Raw genomic sequence first — 20,039 nt, 5'->3', positions numbered from 1 at the left:
GTCAACCCTTCACGGCGCCGGCTGTCAGGCCGGCGATGAACTGCCGTTGCATGGCGACAAAGACGACGATCACCGGCAGTGTCGTGATCGTCAACGCGGCGAAATAGAGCGTCCAGAGCGAGTCGTATTGCTGGAAGAAGCTGACCAGTCCTAGCGGGATGGTCTGCACCAAAGGGTCGCGCAACAGCAGGAAGGCCAGGAAGAAATCGTTCCAGATCTCGATGAAGCCGAAGATGAGGATCAGCGCCACGCCCGGCCGCACCAGGGGCAGCATGATGTGGATCAGGATCTCGAGCCGGCTGGCGCCATCGATGCGCGCGGCATCTTCGAGGTCGGCCGGCAATGTGATGAAGAAGCTGCGCAGGATGAAGACCGAAAGCGGCAGCGACGTCGCGGCATAGATGAAGGCAATGCCGAGCCGGCTGTTTATCAGGCCGAGATCGCGCGCCACCAGGAACAGCGGAATGGCCATCACCTGCGGCGGCACCAGCATGGCCGCAACCGCGACTGCGATCACAAGACCGCGTCCGGGGAAACGAAGACGCGCCACCGCATAGGCGCACGGCGTCGCGACGGCCACCAGGATGATCAATGCCGAGCCGGTGACGAAGATGCTGTTGACGATGCGCGATCCCATGCCGGCGATCCGCCAGGCATCGGCATAGTTCTGCAGCACCAGGCTCGATGGCGGACCCCAGACATTGCTGAGCATTTCCTGCTTGGTTTTGAGCGAACCGAACAGCACCCAAAGCAGCGGATAAAGGGTCTCGAAGAGCACGAGAATGAGCGCGGCATAGATGCCGCCAATTTCGAGGATGCCGCGCATGCCGAGGCGCTGCATGAGCCCGCGACGGCGAGAGCCGGCGGCGCCATCGTTCAGCGAAAGGTTGGCGGCTCTCATCAGACGTCGAGCCTTTGCCGCTGCATCAGGGCCAGCAGGCCGACACTGGCCAGCCCGACGATCATGAACAGCACATAGCCGATCGCCGCGGCGTAGCTCATGGCGCCGTCCTGGAAGGCCTTGCTCATCATGTAGGTGAGCACCACTTCGGTGGCGTGGTTCGGGCCGCCCTTGGTCAGGACATAGACGATGTCGAAATTGCGCACGAAGGCGCCGGAGAGGCCGAGGATGGTGTTGATGAAGATGATCGGCATCATCATCGGAACGGTGACGTGCCGGAAGCGCTGCAAGGGGCCGGCGCCGTCCATCTTCGCCGATTCATAAAGCTCCGAGGGAATCGTCTGCAGCCCGGCCAGATAGATGACGGCATGGAAGCCAAGCCATTTCCAGACATCGACGACGATGATCGAGTAGAGCGCGATGTCGGCGTCGCCAAGCCATGATCGTTTCAGCCCGGCGAGGCCAATGAGATCGAGCCCGCTGTTGAGCAGGCCGAAGACCGGATTGTAGATCCAGGACCAGAGCAGGCCGACGGCGACGAAGGACATCGTCACCGGGACGAAGGCGGCGGCGCGGAAGAAGGTGCGGCCAAGCAGCGCCCGGTTCAGAAGCAGCGCCAGCCCGAGGCCGAGCACGTTCTTCAGGACGACGACGGCAAAGACGAAAATCAAATTGTTGCGCAGCGCACCGAGGAAGATCCGATCGTGCACGAGCCGCTTGTAGTTGGAAATACCTGCCCAGGTCGGGTCGGAAAACCCGTCCCAATTGTGCAGGCTGAGCCAGAAGCCGTTGACGAACGGCCAGAGGTAGAAAAGACCGAAGAGGATCGCGGCGGGCAGGATCATGACGAATGCGACCGCCCCGTCCCCGGCATTGAAGCGCCAGGTGCCGGATCGGCTCGAAACAGGAGCCGCCTCTTGCGGTCGCGTGCTCATGTGGCCTTCGCGCCTTGCGGGGTCAGCACCAGCCCGAGCGTGTCCCTGACATAGGCGATGCTCTCGAGCGTGCTTTGCTCTGCCGTTTTCTTGGACGCATCCAGCTCGATGATGGCGAGGCCATCGTAGTTTGCATCCAGCAGGACGTCGACGATGCCAGCGAGATCGACGACCCCGGCGCCGAGCTCGCAAAAGGCGCCATAGCGGTCATAGCCCTTCAGCGCCGGATCGACCCTGGTGTCCTTGAAATGCATGTAGCGCACGGCTGAAATGTAGGTCTTGACCGCGTCGACCGGATCGGAATTGGTGTGGGCAAGATGCGCCGGATCGATGCACAGGCCGGCCAGACCGGTATCCAGTTCATCCATCATGCGATCGAGCTGGTCGCGACGCTCGATGAAGGTGTCGAGATGCGGGTGATAGACCGTCTCGATGCCAAGGTCCTTCGTCCGCTTGCCGATATCCTCGAGCGCCCGGCAAAAGGCCCGGTAGTCGTCGGCCGTGTGCGCCCCGGCAGCGGCTTCCGATGGACCGCCGCCGAGAACCAGCACCGGTGAGCCGAACCCCTTCAGCAGCCTGGCCAGCGCGACGAGAACGTCCCGTTCATAGGTCCAGGCGACAGGGTTGGTGAAAATCGCATTGACGTAGAAGGAGGAGAGCTTGATGCCATACTCGCTCTGGCCTTCCGACAGCAGCGCATAGCGCCGCAAGATGTCGGTGTCGGTGGTCACTCCCATCGGCGCCTGGTTGCCGAGCTGCATGTACTTGCGAGCGTACTGGTCCGACAGGCTGGTGAAGGCGAGGATTTCGAACCAGCCGAAGCCCTGGTCGGCGAGAAACTTGATGGCCGGCCTGAGCGGAAGGCCGGTCAGGTCCCAGCTGTTCAGATGATAGCCGATCGAGAAGCGCTGCCGTTCGGCGCGATGTGTCATCATGTGTTTTCTCCGATGGGCGAGGCTGCCCGAAGCAGGCAGCCTCTGTTTTTCTTGCCTGGCACATCAGCCCGGCTGGATGGGCGCTCGCTTGCAGGCGCTACTTCAGGGCCTCATTTGGGCGGCCAGTTGCCCTGGGCGTTGAGGTCATCGAAGATGGTCTGGATCGATGCGGCGGCGTCTTCGGGCGTCGTGGTGCCGCCGACGATGCCGGCGATTGCCGAAGACGTGGCGCTCGCGACCTCGGATGGCCAGATCCAGTCGAGGAACTTGATCGTGTTCGGGAAGGCTTGCTTGCGCAATTCGACGGCATAGGCATCGTCCACCTGCGGCACGCCCTTGATCGAGGCCGCGATCGGCTGTTCCGGCGCGAGGTAGAGCGTCGCGACTTCAGGCCGTGTCAGATATTCGATGAATTTGACCGCGGCATCGAGCTTCTCGGGCGGGATCGAGGAGGCGACGCACATGCCGTTGTCGGCGCCGCCGCCATGGCCAGGCGCGCCCGGCGTTCCGTCCATTTTCGGAAAGGCGAAGACGCCCCATTTGAAGTCCTTGACGCTCGACTGGAGCGACGGGATTTCCCAGGTGCCGCCATAATACATGGCGCTCTTGCCGGCGGCGAACGCCGCACGCATGCCGTCCTGGTCGACGGAAAGCGAATCCTTGGAAAGGATGCCGTCATCGACCCACTGCTTGATCAGCTTGAATCCCTCGACATCGGGCGCGTCGGTGAATTTCGCCGTGCCTTCGAGGTTCTTCTGCGTCTTGCCGACCGGGTCGCCCGATGCCTGCGAAAAGGTCTCGAAGTACCACATCGGCCACATCACGGTGTTCGAGCCCTGATGCAGCAGAGGGATCACGCCCGCGGCCTTGAACTTCGGCACGGCTGCCTTCAGATCGTCATAGGTTGGCGGGACAGGAATGGCGAGCTTCTGAAAGAGATCGACATTGTAGAAGATCGTCGATGTCGACAGCGTCGAGATCGGCACCCCGTAGACTTGGCCGTTGACCGTGAAGGCGCCAAGTGCAGCGGCGTCGATCCTGTCCTGGAACGGCTTGATCTTGTCGGTAATCGGCATCACCAGTTTGCGCCTGACATAGGCGCCATTGGTGTAGAAGGCCGGGCAGGCGATCAGATCCATTTCCTGGTTTGCAAGCTTGGCTGTCATCACGCGTTGAATGGAATCGGTTTGCGGCCCCTGGGCATCCCACTCGACGGCGGCGACGTCGGGGTTGGCCTTGAGGAAACCGTCGATGACCTGCTGCTGGATTTTCTTCTGCTCGTCCGGCGGTTGACGCGGCGCGAGTTCGTCGAGCGCCGAGCCGCCGAAAATCTTGAGCGTGATCCCTTCGGCGTGGCCGATGCCGGGCAGTGTAATCAGGCCGAGGCCTAGCAGTGCGGTGGCAAGGATGGGAGCGGCGGGACATTGTTTCGGACGGTGGGTCACTCTCTGCTGAAGGGGCATCTGGCTCTCCTTTACGCCAATGCCGAGGGGCAACCTCGGGACCAATATCGTTGATGGTCATATGATCTTGGTCGCCTGTTGATGTTTTTGTCAATCGGCAAGAATGCCTATTAATTCATCGATCGAACGCCCCTTTCATGTCGGCGTGGCCCGTGCGGTGTTCAATTTGCTTGGGCATTGATCTGCAAGAAGATCGGCAAACCAATGGTCGGATGCTGGCTGCTCCCGGTAACGGACAAGCCCCAATCTTCGCGATCTACTTCACGCCGATGCCGGCGGTCAGGCCGCCATCGATCTTGTAGTCCGCGCCAGTGCAGAAGCCGGCCTTCGACGAACACAGGAAAGCGATGAGTTCGGCCACTTCCTCCGGCTCGCCGATGCGCCCGATGGGGTGCGCTTCGCCGAAGCGCTTGTAGGCGGCCTCGACATCGGCATCCGTGCCGTTCTCGCCGCGGGCGGCCTTCTCCAGGATCGGGGTGCGGATCGAGCCGGGGCTGACGGAATTGACGCGGATGCCGGAGCGCGCATGGTCGAGGGCCAGGGCACGCGTCAGCGTGTGGATGGCGCCCTTGGTGGTGGCATAGGCGGCGACGTTTTGCTGGCAGGCAAAGCCCTGCACCGAAGCGACGTTGACGATGGCGCCGCCGCCCCTGCGGACCATTTCCGGAATGCCGAAATGCGCGGTCAGATAGATGGACCCGACATTGACCGACATCGCCCTGTTCCAGGTCTCGAAATCGGTGCTGGTCGCGGTTCCGTACGGATGCACCGCCGCCGAATTGACGATGATATCGAGGCCGCCGAACCGCTCCACGCCGGCCGCGACCGCGTCGCGAACCTGATCGGGCACGGAGACGTCGGCGTCTATGACCAGCGCCCCGGCTCCGGAGCTTTCCAGTTCCGCTTTCAGCGCAGCGTTGGCCGCGCGGTCGATGCCGCAGGCGACGATCGCAGCACCCCCTGCAGCGAGGCGTCTGGCGGTTGCGAGGCCAATCCCGGTCGTCCCCGTCACCAAAGCCACCTTGCCGTCGAAATCCTTCATTGGGAAAACTCCTTCATTCGCTGTCCGAAACCGTTCCTAGTTTGACACCCATTGTGGTCCAACAATAGGTTGCCGTTCTCTCGCAGAAGGAAGCGGCAATGGAACAGTGCTGGCGCTGGTATGGACCGAACGATCCGGTAACGCTCGATCATGTCAGGCAGGCCGGTGCGACCGGCGTGGTGAGCGCCTTGCACGATATCTATGACGGGCGCGCCTGGCCGCTCGAGAGCATTCTGGAGCGCAAGCGTGTCATCGAGGCCGCCGGCCTGACATGGTCGGTGGTCGAGAGCATTCCGGTCCACAATTCATTCAAGATCGGCGCGCCGGAACGCGAGCGCTATGCCGGCTATTATCGTGACTCAATTCGCGCGCTCGCCAAGGCCGGCATTGCGACGGTCTGCTACAATTTCATGCCGGTGGTCGACTGGACGCGCACGGATCTCGCCTATCGGCTGCCAACGACAGGTTATGCGTTGCGTTTCGACGCGATCGATTTCGCGGCCTACGATTTGTTTGTGCTGAAGCGCGTCAATGCCGAGGCCGGCTATACCCCCGCCCGCATTGCCGAGGCGGAAGCGCGGCTGAAGGAATTGAGCAGCGAAGCGATCGACAGGATCGAGCGCAACCTGATCGCCGGCCTGCCTGCGACCGAGCGCAGCTATGACAGGGACAGTTTTCGCGAGGCCCTGGCGGACTATGATGCGATCGGACCGAAGGAGCTGCGCGACAACCTTGCCTGGTTCCTGCGCGAGATCATTCCGGTGGCCGAAGAGGAGGGGGTGCGCATGTGCATCCATCCCGACGACCCGCCCTTCTCGCTCTATGGCCTGCCGCGCATCGTTTCGACCGCCGAGGATGCGCGTTTCATCCTCAACGCCGTCGACAGCCCCGCCAACGGCCTGACGTTCTGCACCGGCTCCTATGGCACGCGCGCCGACAACGACATCGTCGCCATGATCAAGGAGTTCGCCGACCGCATCCATTTCGCCCATCTGCGCAACATCACCATCGAGGATGACGGCTCGTTCCACGAGGCCGAGCATCTCGAGGGCGGCACCGACATGGCGCATGTTATCCTGGCTCTGATGCAGGAAGAGGCGCGCCGCCGTCGGGAAGGCCGCGCCGACTGGCGCATTCCTATGCGGCCCGACCATGGCCATCTGCTCGCCGACGATATCGGCAAGACCAGGCTCAATCCTGGCTATTCGCTGATCGGCCGGCTGAAAGGCCTCGCCGAGCTGCGTGGCATCATGCGCGCCATCGAGCGGTTCGAGCTGGCTTGAATGCGCTCCGGCCGGTCGGCTGGCGGATTTACAGGCGATCACGCGCGGTTGCGCTTCCGCTGTGACTTATACGATGTCGCACTGGAAAGTGCGGCCTACGAGAGGCATGGCGGGTAAAGCACGTGTCGGGAAATTATTTGCCGGCAGTTCACAATATGCAGCGCTGACGTTCTTCCATTCGGGCCAGATTGGACTTCTTGTTGCTTTGATCGGCACGCCTTGCGTGTCACTTTGAGATGCATTCATTCTCGAAGCTCTTGCCGGTGGTCGCTTCTACTTCTCCTAAGCCAAGGCAGAGAAAAGAAGGAACCTGACCATGCCCAGAATTGTGCCGGTGCTCGATCTGAGCCGTCTCGAACAAGGTGCGTCCGAATATCGTACCTTTCTCCTGGACCTGCGCACGGCGGCGCGGGACGTCGGCTTCTTCTACCTCAGCGGCCACGGAATTTCGACCTCGGAGATCAACGACGTGCTCGATGCCTCACGCCGGTTCTTCGCGCTGCCTCAGTCCGACAAGCTGGCGATCGAAATGGTCAAATCCCAGCAGTTCCGCGGCTACACCCGCGCTGGTGGCGAACTGACAAAGGGCGCGGCCGACTGGCGTGAGCAACTCGACATTGGTGTCGAGCGCCAGCCCATAGCGCAAGGGCCTGGAATTGCACCGTGGACACGGCTGCAAGGGCCGAACCAGTGGCCGTCTGCACTGCCTGAACTCAAGCCGGCGTTGCTTGCATGGCAGACCAAGGCGACAGCGGTGGCGATCCGGCTGCTGAAGGCCTTCGCGCTGTCGCTCGATCAACCCGAGGATGCCTTCGACGCGATCTACCGCGACTCGCCCAACCATCGCATGAAGATCGTGCGTTATCCCGGCCGTGACGCGACCGAAGGCGACCAGGGCGTCGGCGCGCACAAGGATGGCGGTTTCCTGACCCTGCTGCTGCAGGACGACAACAAGGGGCTGCAGGTCGAATATGACGGAAGCTGGGTGAATGTGGATCCGCTGCCTGGAACGCTGGTCGTCAACATCGGCGAACTGCTCGAACTGGCATCGAATGGATATCTGCGCGCCACCGTGCACCGCGTCGTGACGCCGCCTGCCGGCGTTGAGCGGATTTCCGTTCCCTTCTTCTTCAGCGCCCGGCTCGATGCGACCATTCCGCTTCTCGGCCTTTCCGAGGAACTGGCGGCGCAGGCACGGGGACCGGCAAGCGATCCCGACAACCCATTGTTCCGCGATGTCGGCACCAATGTGCTCAAAAGTCGGCTGCGTTCCCATCCCGACGTGGCACGCCGCCACTACGCCGATCTTCTCGAGACCGGAGCCGCGGGCTCGTAAGGATTCTACAATATGGCGCACGAATTTTTGCCGTTTTGGGTGTTTTTTGGAATGCCATTCGTCGCCAAGGCTTCGAAATAAGCCCAAACAGGTAAAATCGTTCGGTGGTTTCCTCCCATTCCGCCGAGCGGTGTTCCCCTCTGAAGGTTTTAACCTTCTTTTGGCCGGGCCGTATTCGAGCCCGGCCATTTTTTATCTCGGGTCTCGGGCACAAAACTGAAATGCTGCAAAAGCCCGGCATTGCGGAACAGAATACCTTCCCGAGTTGGGCGGACCGTCCGATCCTGAGGTAAGGATTCGAGCACTGCTGCTCGACTGTATCGATCGCTCGGAACGACTTTCATGACACGGAAACAATTGCGCCTCGGCGCCTTCATGCGCCCCGTCAGCCTGCACACCGGCGCCTGGCGTTACCCGGGCGCTTATCTCGATGCCAATTTCAATTTCGCGCATCTGAAGCGCTTCGCTCAGACCCTGGAGGCGGCGAAGTTCGACGCCTTCTTCATGGCCGACCATCTGGCCGTCCTCAACATGCCGATCGAGGCGCTGCGGCGCAGTCACACGGTCACCTCGTTCGAGCCGTTCACGCTTTTGTCGGCGCTCGCCGCCGTCACCGACCACATCGGTCTGGTCGCCACCGCATCGACCACCTTCGATGCGCCCTATCATATCGCCCGCCGCTTCGCCTCGCTCGATCATATCAGCGGCGGGCGCGCCGGCTGGAACATCGTCACCACGTCCAATCCGGATGCCGCGCTCAACTTCGGCCTCGACGAGCATGTCGAACATGACGAGCGCTACCGGCGGGCGCGGGAATTCTACGATGTCGTCACCGGCTTGTGGGACAGCTTTGCCGACGATGCCTTCATCCGCGATGCCGAAAGCGGGCTCTATTTCGATCCGGCCAGGCTGCATGTGCTCGATCACAAGGGCGAGCATCTCTCGGTGCGCGGTCCTCTCAACATCGCGCGCCCGGTGCAGGGTTGGCCGGTCATCGTCCAGGCCGGCGCCTCGGAGGCAGGCCGCCAGCTGGCGGCCGAAACAGCTGAGGTCATTTTTGCCGCCCATGCCGATCTCGCCTCGGGGCAGCGCTTCTTCCCCGACGTCAAAGGCCGTGCGGAGAGACTTGGCCGGTCACGCGACGACATCAAGATCCTGCCGGGCGCCTTTGTCGTTGTCGGCGACAGCGTCGAGGACGCGCAGGCCAGGCGGGCGAAGCTCGACAGCCTCGTCTATTACGAGAGCGGCATTGCCTCGCTGTCGATCACGATCGGGCATGACGCATCCGGTTTTGACCTGGATGCGCCCTTGCCGGAAATCCCCGAGACCAATGCGAGCAAGAGCAGCCGCGAGCGCGTCATCGAATTGGCGCGCCAAGAAAACCTGACGGTTAGGCAGCTCGCGCAAAGGCTGGGCGGCTATTCCGGCCTTGCCTTTGTCGGCACACCTGAAACAATCGCCGACGAGATGGAGGAATGGCTGGTCGGCGAGGGTTCCGACGGGTTCAACATCATGTTTCCCTATCTGCCCGCCGGGCTCGATGATTTTGCCGAGAAAGTCGTGCCCGAACTGCAGCGGCGAGGGATCTTCCGGCGACAGTATGAGGGATCGACGCTGCGCGAGAATCTCGGCCTGAAGCGGCCGCCCAACCGGTTTTTCGATTAGAGCGTTCTTCGCAGAGAGGTCTCCAATGTCGACCCAGACCAACACCCGCATCGTGCTCGCGGCGCGACCGCAAGGCCGGCCGAAGCCAAGCGATTTCCGCATCGAAACAGTGGACCTTGTCCAGCCGGGAGAGGGCGAACTGCTGTTGCAGATCCTTTATCTGTCGCTCGATCCCTATATGCGCGGTCGTATGAACGCCACCAAATCCTATGCCAAGCCGGTCGATGTCGACGGCGTGATGGAAGGCGGCACCGTCGCGCGTGTGATGATCTCTCGCCATCCGGAATTTGCTGAAGGCGACATCGTCCTGTCCCACTCCGGATGGCAGAGTTTCGCCCTGTCCGACGGTGCCGGGCTGCGCAAGCTCGATCCCGCGGCTGCACCCATAACAACCGCGCTCGGCGTGCTCGGCATGCCGGGCTTCACGGCCTATGCCGGTCTGCTCACCATCGGGCAGCCGAAGCCTGGCGAGACGGTCGTCGTCGCGGCCGCCAGCGGCGCGGTCGGGTCGGCCGTTGGCCAGATCGCGCGCATCAAGGGTGCGCGTGCCGTCGGCATTGCCGGCGGTGCCGAAAAGTGCGCCTTCGTGCGAGAAGAGCTCGGTTTTGACGCGGTCGTCGATCACCGGGCCGACGATTTTGCAGAGCAGTTGAAGGCAGCTTGCCCCGGCGGCATCGACATCTATTTCGAAAATGTCGGCGGTCCTGTCTGGGACGCGGTGTTTCCGCTGCTGAACGAATTTGCGCGTGTGCCGGTCTGCGGGCTGATCGCGCAGTACAACGTCATCGCGGATGCCGGCACCGACCGGTTGCCGACATTGATGCAGCAAGTGCTGCACCGCAGCCTGACGATCAGGGGTTTTATCCAGCGCGAATTTGTCGACCAGCGCCCGGCCTTCTATCGTGAGATGGCCGAATGGATAGCGTCCGGCCGCGTCCGCTACAGGGAAGATATCGTGGATGGCATCGAAAATGCGCCTCAGGCCTTTCTCGGCCTTCTCGAAGGCAGGAATTTCGGCAAGCTGATCGTGCGTATCGCGGAATAATTGTTGCACAACGATGAGCCGGGGCTGCCGAGACAATCGCTGTCGCAGCCCGGCGCGGCGCCTTTTTTGTTCACCACATCATGAAGGAGGCGACGTCCGCATCCGAGACCTTGCCGGCATTCACGTCAGCGATTGCCTGGTCGACGATCGCGACGCCCTCGGTCATCTCGTCTTCCGTCAGCGTCAGCGATGGCATGAACTCCAGCACATTGGCCTTCAACCCGACATAGGTGAAGGCTGCACCCAACTCATAGCCGCGATAGATGATCTTGGCCGTGGTCGCCGCCGCAACCGGCTCACGTGTCGTGCGGTCCTTGACCAGGTCGACGCCGATGGCAAGGCCGCGCCCGCGCACGTCGCCGATGATCTCGTGTCTGGCGGCAAGGGCTCGCAGCGCGTCGGAAAACAGCATGCCGATTCGCGCCGAGCGCTCGACCAGGCCGTCCGTCTCGATCGTCTTCAGCACCGCGTTGCCGGCCGATGTCGCCACCGGATTGCCCGCGGTTGTCTGCAGCGCGAAGGCCGGCGCATGGTCCATGATCTCCTTAGGGCCGATCACGGCCGACAACGGCAAGCCACCGCCGATGCCTTTGCCAAAGACGACGAGGTCGGGCGTCAGTCCTTCATGCTGGAAGCAGTGCATCATGCCGCTGCGGGCGAGCCCGACCTTGACCTCGTCAACGACAATCTTGATGCCGTGCTTGCGGCAACGCTGCTGCAATGCCTTGAGAAAGCCGGGCGGCGGCACGATCAGCCCGCCATCCGACATCAACGGCTCGATGAACACCGCCGCGACCTGATGGGGCGGGCAGGTGGTCTCGAACTGGTAGTCGAGCAGGGCCAGCACGTCCTCGCTGCTGAAATTCGGTCGGAACGGATCGGGATAGGGCAGCAGAAGCACGCCCGGCCGGGGCAGCGTGTGGGTCATGGCGGTATGGCCGCTGATGCCCATCGAGCCGGAGAGATTGCCGTGATAGGAACCGATGAACGAGATGAAGCGCGAGCGGCCAGTGGCTGCCTGCAGCACGCGCACCGCGCAGTCGTTGGCATCCGACCCGGAATGGCCGAACCAGACGCGCCGTTCGCCTTCTCCGGGCGTAATCGCCAGCAGCCGCTCCGCCAGCGATACAGCCGGCTCGTTCGGGTAGAGCAGCAGGCTGGCGCCCGCCATGTCGCGGATCGACGTCTCGACCGCTTCGACGATTGCCGGATGGCCGTAGCCGAGCACCGCCGGACCGGCCGATCCCGACAGGTCGAGCAAGGAGCGGCCGCCTTCCTCGATCAGCCGGTTGCCCCGGCCGCCGATGACGCTGAGCGGGGAGAAACGCAGCTTGCCGATCTGGGCGATGGTCGCGGCATCACGTTCGCGCAGGCTGAGATTGCTCACGACACGGGTTCCGTTTCGAGCGCCGGCAGTGCCGCCGCCAGCCGGTCCGCCCATTCTTCGATGCCGGACCGCGTCGACAGCAAATCCTGCCGGATCTCGACGAGGACGGCGGGGATGCCGCGATCGTCGCCATGAATGGGCACGGCGTAATCGGCGTCGCGGCTGATCACATAGGGCACGTTGGCCGCGACATTGAGCCCGGCGTCGGTGCGCAGGCCCGAAAGGATCGTTTCGGCGAGATCTCTCGCTTGGTCGTGCAACACGCCGGCATGCCAGGGTCTGCTGACACCGAGGAAGACCGGCGTGAAGGAATGGATCGTCACGATCCGCGTCTGCCGGCCTGCTTGCGCCCGGTGGTCAAGATACGCGGTCACCCGGTCATGAAACGGCGAAAAGATGATCTCGGCGCGTCGGGTCCGCTCCGTCGCATCGATGCCGACATTGCCGGGAATGTCGGTATCTTCCGACAGCACCGGAATGCTGCCTGACGTGCCCAGTGGCCGGTTGAGGTCGATCAGCAGCCGCGAGTAACCGCTGAGGAAGGCCGGTGCATCGAGCTTCGACGACAGCAGGCGGGTCACTTCGGCGGCGCCGATATCCCAGGCGATGTGGCGCTGCAGATGGCTGGCATCGAGGCCGAGCTGTCGATACTCGGCCGGCATGTGGTTGGACGCATGCTCGCACAACAGCACGATATCGGAGCGGCCGTGCTCGTTGAGGACCTCGACGGCCTCGGGCCAATCTTTTCCGGCCTGCGCGGTCATCAATAGAGCGTCCGGTAGAGATCGCAGATGGAGGCCGGATCGAGACCGGCAAGACGCTCGGCTTCATGTCGCTTGAGGCCGACGAAGGTTTCGATGAAGACAGGCGCGAACCATCCCGTCACGATGCCGTCGGCCAGCAACGCGTCCAGTGCCGCCGGCAGGGTTTCGGGCAGGCGCACCAGACCGAGACTCGCCCGCTCAGCCTCGCTCATCAGTGTCGGGTCGCCGGTGACCAAAGGCGGCGACGGCAGGCCCGCCTTCAGCCCTTCCAGCCCGGCGCGGATGATCGCCGCCAGCGACAGATAGGGATTGCCGGTGGCGTCAGCGGCCCGGTATTCGATGTTGTATTGCCGCGCCGGATCGCGTCCGCCGATCGTCACAGTCGGGCAGATGCGCAGCGACGCCTCGCGGTCGCGGTCGGCAAGCCAGGTATAGGACGAACTCCAGCTGTGCGGCTTCAGCCGGTAGAAGGACGACACGCTCGACGCCGTCATCGCGGTCATTCCAGGCAGATGGCGCAGCACGCCGGCACAGAAGGCGCCGGCTTTGGCGGAAAGACCTCCGGGCTGCGTTGGATCGTATGTCACCGGCTTGCCGGCCTCGTCGACGAAGCTGAAATGGATGTGGACGCCGTTGCCGACGGCAGTTGGCGCGGTTTTGGGCGCGAAGCTCGCACGCCAGCCGGCATTGCGCGCCAATTCGCGCGTGATTTCGCGGATGGCGACGGCGCGGTCCGCCGCCCTCAGCGCGTCCGCCGGCTCGTGTGTCACCTCGAACTGCTCGTCGCCGAATTCGGCGATGATCACTTCGGGTGCAACGCCGGCCTCCTCCAGCGCCGCCATCAGGTTGGGCGCGAAGGGGTCCGTGCGGCGCAATGCGGCGAAAGACATCGAATGCGCCGGCGCGAAGCCGCCGTCGGCGACATTGAATTCATGCTCGAAGGCGGCGATGACCGACAGGCCGGTTGCGGCTTTCAAATCGGCCAACGCCTCTTTCAGCATCGTGCGGGTGCAGCCGAGCCATGGGCTGCCATCGAGCTCGACGATGTCGCCGGCGACCATGTCGAACGGCGTCGCCGATCCGGTACGTGTCGTGCGAAAGCGCGCCTTGAGATCGGGGATCAGCCGCAGGTCGCCCGACGAGCCCCAGGGGTTGGGATCGACGATCGAGTTGAACGGCGTCAGCGACAGATTGGCCTGCAGCCAACCGACGCCGGTCGTGGCGGTCTTCTGCAACTTGCTTTCGGCAACGAAGCGGCCCCGCGTGACGGCGGAGAGATCCGTGGTGACGACGGCAACCAGAGGCTCGACAGTCGATGTCATGCCGGTTTTCCCAAAGCGTTGAAGCGGCCGACGACCGTGTCGGTATCGGCCACCCAGCAGTAGCCGCCGAAGGCCTTGAGCGCGATGTCGTGGCGTTCCTGCGTAATGGTGGCGCAGGCATCCGATACGCAGGTGACAAGATAGCCGCGGTCGGCGCCGTCGCGCACCGTCATGTCGACGCATTGATCGGTCAGCACGCCGACCACGACGAGATAGCGGATGCCGAGGTTCTTGAGGAGATAGTCGACATTGGTCGAGTTGAAGATGCCCGACGACGTCTTCGGCAGCATGATCTCGTCGCCGACCGGCGCCAGCGCCGGCACCGGCAGACCCTCCGGGAGGCTGGGTGCGACATGGATCGGCGTCAGCTTGTGGTCGAGCGAGCGGTCACGGCCGTCTTCGGTCAGGCTCTGGATGATGGTGTGCAGCACCTCGACGCCATTGGCCCGCGCAGCGGCCAGCAGGCGCTCCTGGTTGGGGATCGTCTGTGACGTTGTCTGCCGGTAGAAATAGTGATCGGGCCCACGCTCCGGATGCGACGGATCTGCGCCCGGCTCCAGCCAGATGCGCTGCATGTCGACGAGCAGCAGGGCCGTTTCGCCGGCACGGAAGGCGTCGTCTCGTTTGGGTAGGGCCTGGGTCATGCTTTGTCGTCCTGCTTTGCTGATTTGGGTCCCGGCGTCTTGCGGGGTCCGGGTATCTTGCGCGCGCCGTTCTCTTGCGGGTCGCTGTCGAGTGTCACGGCATTGGCATGTCGCACCCTTTCGAGCCGCTCGATGCGGGCGCGCGCGTCGTCGCCCAGCGTCGAAACGATATGGGCGACCAGCGCCTCCATCTGGGCGATCGCCGGCGCCAGCGTGTCGTAGGGCGAGGCGACTTCGAGCGGGCTGACGATGGTGACTTCGGCGAGATCTGATATCGGCGACAGCCATTGGTCGGTGAACAGCACGATGCGCACATCGAGCGCTGCCGCTTGGCTCGCATAGGCCATCACATCGAGCTGATAGCGGCGATAGTCGAACACGACGAGCACGTCGCGGCGGTCGAGGTCGGCGAGCGTGTCGAAGGTCTGCGGAGAAAGCACGCCGAGATCGCGAACCCCGGAGCGAAACTGTACGAGATAGCCGGCCAGCATGCCGGCGATGTGACGGCTGAAACGGCCGCCTACCATGACAATCTCGCCCTTGACCTCCATCAGCAGGCGGGCCGCCCGCTCGTATGTCTGGACAGGTGTCGCGGCGGTGGCTTTCTGCAAGGCCGTGGTGACGCTGTCGAGATAGGCCAGCACGGCGCTGTCGTTGGAGCCGCTCTGCCGCTTGGCCTCCATCATCAGCAGCGGCGAGTGCAGTCTTGCCTCGACTTCGGCCAGAAGCTTCGCCTGGAAATCCGGAAACCCTTCATAGCCGAGCTTGACGACCAGTCTCACCACGGTCGGATCGCTGACGCCAGCGCGCCGGGCGAGCGATGAGGCGGTGCCGAGGCCGGAGGTCGGATAGTCCGTCAACAGCAGTCGGACGATCTTCTCTTCCGACGGCGTCAGCGCAAGATCCCCGCGCATCAGAACATCGCGTATCGCCATGGGCCTCCCCGAAATCCGTGTTCTCTTGTTTTGTCGAGTTTATTACAGAGATTTAAATCTTGGTCAACAATGAAGAGATGTTGACATTGCGTGATCGCTGGCCCTACCTTGTCGGAAAGCAGCCAAGAGACTGTGGGGAACAGCCATGCGAAACGGAAGCGACGTCATCGTCGTCGGTGCCGGCATTGTCGGATCGAGCGCCGCCTATCATCTGGCCAAGGCCGGTGTGAAGGTCACATTGGTCGAGCAGACCCATCCCGCCGGCGGCCCGTCGGGAAAATCGTCGGCGCTGCTGCACGCCTTCTACCTGATGCCGGAATTGTCGCAGCTTTCCATACGTGGCCGCGAGATCCTGGTGTCGCTGCCGGAAATCGCGGGCGAAGGCTCTTTCGTCACCGAAATCGGCATGATGTGGGTCTGCGGCAACGACAACAAGGTGAGTTGGACGGCGGCAGCCGAACGCATCCGCGGCGAGGGCGCGCGCATCGAGACATTGTCACCGCAGGCCTTTGCCGACGCGGCACCCGGCTTTGCCTTGGACAATGTCGCAATGGCGCTGTGGGAGCCGGAATATGGCTACGCCGATGCCTTCGGCGCCACCAACGCTATCGCCCGTGCCGCCCGCGCCAACGGTGCCAGGATCATGCAGAACACGTTGGTCGAGAGCCTCCAGCGGCAGGGCGACCGCATCACCGGCGTCACTCTGACTGATGGAACGGTGCTGGAAGCCGGTACCGTCGTCCTGGCCGCCGGGCCGTGGACGCGCCGCCTGCTGGCGACGGTCGGCCTCGATCTGCCGCTGCATGTCGAGCGCCATCCGATGGCCGTGCTCGACGCTGCCGGCAAGGCAAGGCAGGTCATGCCGTTCGCCTGGTGCGACGACATTTACTGCAACTATGCTCGGCCCGACAATGACGGTGTCATCCTGGCCGGCACGTGGGCCGGCGGTGGCACCGGCCTGCGCCACGAACATGCGGGCCGCCCGCGTTTTGTCGAAAATCCCGACAACTACATGGAAGGTGTCGAGGAGCAGGAATCGGTCGAGATTCTGGAGACCTTCGTTGACAGAGTCCCTGCCATGGCCGAGCTTGGCATCCGGCCCGGCTATGCCGGACTCTACGACATGAGCCCCGACGATCTGCCGGTCATCGGCGCCATGCCTGACGTCGAAGGGCTGGTCGTTTCGGCGGGATCCTCCGGCCACGGCTTCAAGACCGGGCCGGCAGTCGGCGAGGCGGTGGCCAGGCTGGTCACCGAAGGCGCGCAACCGATCCTGGCGCCGTTTTCACCCGATCGCTTCAGGGCCGCGTAATGGCGTCGGTGACGATGAGCGAGAGCAAGCCCAGTGGCTTCATGCCGGCCGCGTTTCGCAACGCCACTGCCGATGCCCTGTGCATGGTCGCGGTGCTGCTGCTGGTGGCGCTTGCCGCCTTCATCTTTGGCAGCGCCGCCATGCAACGTGTGGTCACCTATGCCGCGATCATGCTGACGGCGGTGCTCGGCCTGCAGATATTCTCTGGCAACAGCGGCATCGTCTCGTTCGGTCAGGCCGCCTTTGTCGGCCTTGGCGCCTACGCCACCGGCATCCTCACCATGCCGACCGCATTGCAGCGAACGGCGCTGCGCGACCTGCCGCAATTCCTCGCCGGGTATCAACTCTCCTTCTTCGCGGCGCTGGCCGTCGTCCTTGCTCTCGCGGTCATCGTCGGCCTGTTGACCGGCACGCCGCTGCTCAGGCTTTCCGGATCGAGCGCTTCGATCGCAACGCTTGCCATGCTGATCATCGTCTACACGCTGCTGGTGGCCGGGCGCGAGATCACGCGCGGCAGTCAGCCATTCTATGGCGTGCCGCGCGAGGTAGGGCTGTGGACGGCTGCCGCTGTCGCTTCGATGGCGCTGGTGGCGGCGAGGCTGTTTCGCGAAACCTCCTTCGGCCTTGCCGCCCGCGCCGCCGCCAATGACGAGCGCGGTGCCGCCGCCGTCGGCGTCGACCAGCGCACGGCGCGTTTGGCCGCTTGGGTGGCGGGTGTCGTCGCCGCCATGGCCGCCGGCGCCATGATGGCGCAGTTTCTGGGTGCGTTCTCGCCACGCGATTTCTATTTCGACCTCGGCTTCACCATGCTCGCCATGCTGATCGTCGGCGGCATGACCTCGTCGCTCGGCGCTTTCGCCGGCGTCATCGTCACCATCGTTTTGGTCGAAGTGGTGCGCCGCTTCGAAGGCGGCGGCGAGGTGCTCGGCCTGCATCTGCCCGTCCTGTTCGGCCTGACCCAGGGCGTGCTTGCCATCGCCATGATCCTGGTTATCTGGCGGCGGCCGACCGGTCTGTTCGGCGAGCGTGAACTGAACCTGCTGCGCCGACCCGGACGCCAGGCCGTGATGGCTTCAACGGCGCCACCGCGGCATGTCGAGAGTGACCGGCTCACCGCCGTCCATCTGTCGCGCCGCTATGCCGGCGTCGTCGCCGTCGACGACGTCAGCCTGGATTTCGAGACCGACAGCATCACCGGCATCATCGGCCCCAATGGCGCCGGCAAGACGACGCTGCTCAACATGCTGGCTGGTGATATCAAGCCGAGTGCCGGCACCGTGTCGGTGGGTGGCGTGGTCCGGCAGGCTTCGGCCTTCCGCTTCGCCCGCTCCGGCGTTGCCCGCACCTTCCAGAACATCCGCGTCTTCCCGCACATGACCGTGCTCGAAAATGTCGTCGTCGCCGCCCGCCAGGTGGAGCCGGATCTTGGCCATGCCGAGGCGGCGGCAATGGGTGAACTTGCGCGCATGGGGCTGGAGAGATTTGCCGATCAACCGGCCGCCAGGCTTGCCTACGGCCAGCGCCGTCGGCTCGAAGTGGCACGTGCACTGGCGTTGAAGCCGCGCTTCCTGCTGCTCGACGAGCCGGCCGCCGGCATGAACGCCGTCGAGACCGCCGAACTGGTTTCGATCCTCTCGACAGTCCGCACCGAGCGCCGCATCGGCGTCGTCCTGATCGAACACGACATGCGGCTGGTGATGAACCTGTGCGAGCGCATCGTCGTCATCGATCATGGCCGCGTCATCGCCGACGGCACGCCGGGCGATGTCCAGAAGAACCCCGCCGTGATCGCAGCCTATCTCGGCAGCCGCACGTCGCGCGCCAAGACCGCAACGCCTGAAAACCAGACCGCATGACCCGCAACGACAGCCAACCATAAGAAATCCAGAAGGAGAACCGACATGCCAAGCCTCTATCGCCTCCATCGCGCCGCCCTGTGCGCGGCCGTGTTCGGCATCGCCGCCATTTCGACGGCCAGCGCCGAGGAGATCATCATCGGTGCCGCGACCGCGCAGACCGGTGGCCTCGCTCCCTACGACCAGCCGGCACTTGCCGGCTTGCGCATGTCGCTCGACGAGCTCAACGCCAAGGGTGGCCTCGCTGGCAAATACACCGTCAAGCTGCTGATCAAGGACACCCGCTCCGACACCGCGCAGACCGCAACCGTCGCCCAGGAGTTGATCGACGCCGGCGCCAAGATCATGATCACGCCGTGCGATGCCGATCCCTCGATTTCCGCCGGCCAGCTGACCCAGCCGCTTGGTATTCCGACCCTGACGCTGTGCGGCTCCGCCCCCGTGCTCACCGGCGCGGTCGGCGACGTCATGTTCGGCACCTATCCGGCCGACAATGTGCAGGCGACGGCGGTCGCCGACTTCGCCGTCTCGGAAGGCAAGAAGAAGGTGTTCCTGCTGACTTCGCCGGACTCCACCTACACCGCCAATCTGCCGGAATATTTCGGCAAGGTGTTCGAGAAGAAGGGCGGCGCCATTGTCGGCCGCGGCACCTTCAGCATGGGCCAGCCCGACTTTTCCGCCGAGATCACCAACATCAAGGGCCTGGCCGACAAGCCCGACCTGATCATGACGGCGGCCTACGAGCCGGATTTCCCGGCCTTCATCCAGCAATTGCGCGGCGCCGGCGTCACCATCCCGGTCTATGGCGCCGATGCCATCGGCACGCCGACCATCAAGGCGCTCGGCAAATTGGTCGATGGCGTCGTCTACACCGCGGCCGGCTATGCCGAGCCGGGCAGCAAGCTCGAGGCCTTCAACGCAGCCTTCACCAAATATGCCGGCCACGCACCGGAATCGACCTATGAAGTCAATGGCTACGAGATCGGCCTGATCCTCGACCAGGCGGTCAAGACGGCGGGCTCCGACGACCCTAAGGCGATCCGCGACGCCATCGCCGGCCTCAAGGATTTCGAAGGCATCACCGGCAAGATCACCTATGCCGGCACGGACCGCATGCCGCTGCGGCCGGTGGCGCTGATGCGCTACGAGGGCGGCGAGGGCAAGCATGTCCAGACCCTGATCCCCGACGCTGCCGACGTTCCCGCGCCGTGATG

Annotated in this window: 17 protein-coding genes; 7 read left to right on the top strand and 10 right to left on the bottom strand. The window is 63.7% G+C overall.

The window, feature by feature from the left end; genetic code table 11:
- Nucleotide 1: 1 nt before the first annotated feature.
- The 5 genes from AC0L24_RS25350 to AC0L24_RS25330 all read right to left on the bottom strand — a co-directional run bounded on the left by AC0L24_RS25350 (nucleotide 2) and on the right by AC0L24_RS25330 (nucleotide 5,276).
- Nucleotides 2-901 (bottom strand): carbohydrate ABC transporter permease, encoded by a 900-nt coding sequence (locus AC0L24_RS25350; RefSeq protein WP_127397089.1) that lies wholly within the window; start codon nucleotides 899-901, stop codon nucleotides 2-4.
- Nucleotides 901-1,836: a carbohydrate ABC transporter permease gene (locus AC0L24_RS25345; RefSeq protein ID WP_127807795.1), complete on the bottom strand. Its 936-nt coding sequence runs from the start codon at nucleotides 1,834-1,836 to the stop codon at nucleotides 901-903. Before AC0L24_RS25345 ends, AC0L24_RS25350 begins: the two co-directional genes overlap by 1 nt.
- Nucleotides 1,833-2,771 carry a sugar phosphate isomerase/epimerase family protein gene (locus tag AC0L24_RS25340; RefSeq protein WP_127807794.1) on the bottom strand — a complete coding sequence of 313 codons (939 nt, stop codon included), beginning with the start codon at nucleotides 2,769-2,771 and terminating at the stop codon, nucleotides 1,833-1,835. The genes AC0L24_RS25345 and AC0L24_RS25340 overlap by 4 nt, the downstream gene beginning before the upstream one ends.
- A gap of 110 nt (nucleotides 2,772-2,881) precedes the next feature.
- A complete protein-coding gene (locus AC0L24_RS25335; RefSeq protein ID WP_473564252.1) occupies nucleotides 2,882-4,234 on the bottom strand; it encodes an extracellular solute-binding protein in 1,353 nt (450 codons plus the stop codon).
- A 256-nt stretch (nucleotides 4,235-4,490) separates the two neighbouring features.
- Nucleotides 4,491-5,276, bottom strand: coding sequence for an SDR family NAD(P)-dependent oxidoreductase (locus AC0L24_RS25330; protein ID WP_127807792.1), 786 nt, complete (start codon nucleotides 5,274-5,276; stop codon nucleotides 4,491-4,493).
- Between the two features lie 98 nt (nucleotides 5,277-5,374).
- Here AC0L24_RS25330 and uxuA point away from each other — a divergent pair, with 98 nt between their 5' ends.
- From uxuA to AC0L24_RS25310, 4 genes are all read left to right on the top strand, one after another.
- Nucleotides 5,375-6,559 carry a mannonate dehydratase gene (gene uxuA, locus AC0L24_RS25325; protein WP_127807791.1) on the top strand — a complete coding sequence of 395 codons (1,185 nt, stop codon included), beginning with the start codon at nucleotides 5,375-5,377 and terminating at the stop codon, nucleotides 6,557-6,559.
- A 316-nt stretch (nucleotides 6,560-6,875) separates the two neighbouring features.
- Nucleotides 6,876-7,895, top strand: a complete 1,020-nt coding sequence (locus tag AC0L24_RS25320) for an isopenicillin N synthase family dioxygenase (RefSeq protein ID WP_127807790.1) — start codon at nucleotides 6,876-6,878, stop codon at nucleotides 7,893-7,895.
- 342 nt (nucleotides 7,896-8,237) lie between these two features.
- A complete protein-coding gene (locus AC0L24_RS25315) occupies nucleotides 8,238-9,560 on the top strand; it encodes an LLM class flavin-dependent oxidoreductase (RefSeq protein ID WP_127807789.1) in 1,323 nt (440 codons plus the stop codon).
- A 25-nt stretch (nucleotides 9,561-9,585) separates the two neighbouring features.
- Nucleotides 9,586-10,605 (top strand): NADP-dependent oxidoreductase, encoded by a 1,020-nt coding sequence (locus tag AC0L24_RS25310; RefSeq protein ID WP_127807788.1) that lies wholly within the window; start codon nucleotides 9,586-9,588, stop codon nucleotides 10,603-10,605.
- 70 nt (nucleotides 10,606-10,675) lie between these two features.
- Here AC0L24_RS25310 and AC0L24_RS25305 read toward each other — a convergent pair whose 3' ends face one another.
- From AC0L24_RS25305 to AC0L24_RS25285, 5 genes are read right to left on the bottom strand one after another with little or no spacing between them, the layout of a single operon-like run.
- Nucleotides 10,676-11,992 carry an aspartate aminotransferase family protein gene (locus AC0L24_RS25305; RefSeq protein ID WP_127807787.1) on the bottom strand — a complete coding sequence of 439 codons (1,317 nt, stop codon included), beginning with the start codon at nucleotides 11,990-11,992 and terminating at the stop codon, nucleotides 10,676-10,678.
- Complete coding sequence (locus AC0L24_RS25300) at nucleotides 11,989-12,756, bottom strand: N-formylglutamate amidohydrolase (RefSeq protein ID WP_127807786.1); 768 nt, start codon at nucleotides 12,754-12,756, stop codon at nucleotides 11,989-11,991. The genes AC0L24_RS25305 and AC0L24_RS25300 overlap by 4 nt, the downstream gene beginning before the upstream one ends.
- Complete coding sequence (locus AC0L24_RS25295) at nucleotides 12,756-14,078, bottom strand: type I glutamate--ammonia ligase (RefSeq protein ID WP_127807785.1); 1,323 nt, start codon at nucleotides 14,076-14,078, stop codon at nucleotides 12,756-12,758. Before AC0L24_RS25295 ends, AC0L24_RS25300 begins: the two co-directional genes overlap by 1 nt.
- Nucleotides 14,075-14,722, bottom strand: coding sequence for a cysteine hydrolase family protein (locus AC0L24_RS25290; RefSeq protein WP_127398956.1), 648 nt, complete (start codon nucleotides 14,720-14,722; stop codon nucleotides 14,075-14,077). The genes AC0L24_RS25295 and AC0L24_RS25290 overlap by 4 nt, the downstream gene beginning before the upstream one ends.
- On the bottom strand, nucleotides 14,719-15,657 hold the full coding sequence (locus AC0L24_RS25285; RefSeq protein WP_127807784.1) for a MurR/RpiR family transcriptional regulator: 939 nt from the start codon (nucleotides 15,655-15,657) through the stop codon (nucleotides 14,719-14,721). The genes AC0L24_RS25290 and AC0L24_RS25285 overlap by 4 nt, the downstream gene beginning before the upstream one ends.
- Before the next feature lie 145 nt (nucleotides 15,658-15,802).
- Here AC0L24_RS25285 and AC0L24_RS25280 point away from each other — a divergent pair, with 145 nt between their 5' ends.
- From AC0L24_RS25280 to AC0L24_RS25270, 3 genes are read left to right on the top strand one after another with little or no spacing between them, the layout of a single operon-like run.
- Nucleotides 15,803-16,969 carry an NAD(P)/FAD-dependent oxidoreductase gene (locus AC0L24_RS25280; RefSeq protein ID WP_128362875.1) on the top strand — a complete coding sequence of 389 codons (1,167 nt, stop codon included), beginning with the start codon at nucleotides 15,803-15,805 and terminating at the stop codon, nucleotides 16,967-16,969.
- A 14-nt stretch (nucleotides 16,970-16,983) separates the two neighbouring features.
- Nucleotides 16,984-18,825: a branched-chain amino acid ABC transporter ATP-binding protein/permease gene (locus tag AC0L24_RS25275; protein WP_245481781.1), complete on the top strand. Its 1,842-nt coding sequence runs from the start codon at nucleotides 16,984-16,986 to the stop codon at nucleotides 18,823-18,825.
- Between the two features lie 45 nt (nucleotides 18,826-18,870).
- The gene (locus AC0L24_RS25270; RefSeq protein WP_127397965.1) at nucleotides 18,871-20,037 is read left to right on the top strand and encodes an ABC transporter substrate-binding protein; all 1,167 of its coding nucleotides are present in this window, start codon (nucleotides 18,871-18,873) and stop codon (nucleotides 20,035-20,037) included.
- Nucleotides 20,038-20,039: the final 2 nt, after the last annotated feature.

This window comes from Mesorhizobium sp. WSM4809, from assembly GCF_055811655.1.
Note: the sequence above shows the minus strand (reverse complement) of the source record. Positions and strands in the feature narration are given on the sequence as shown.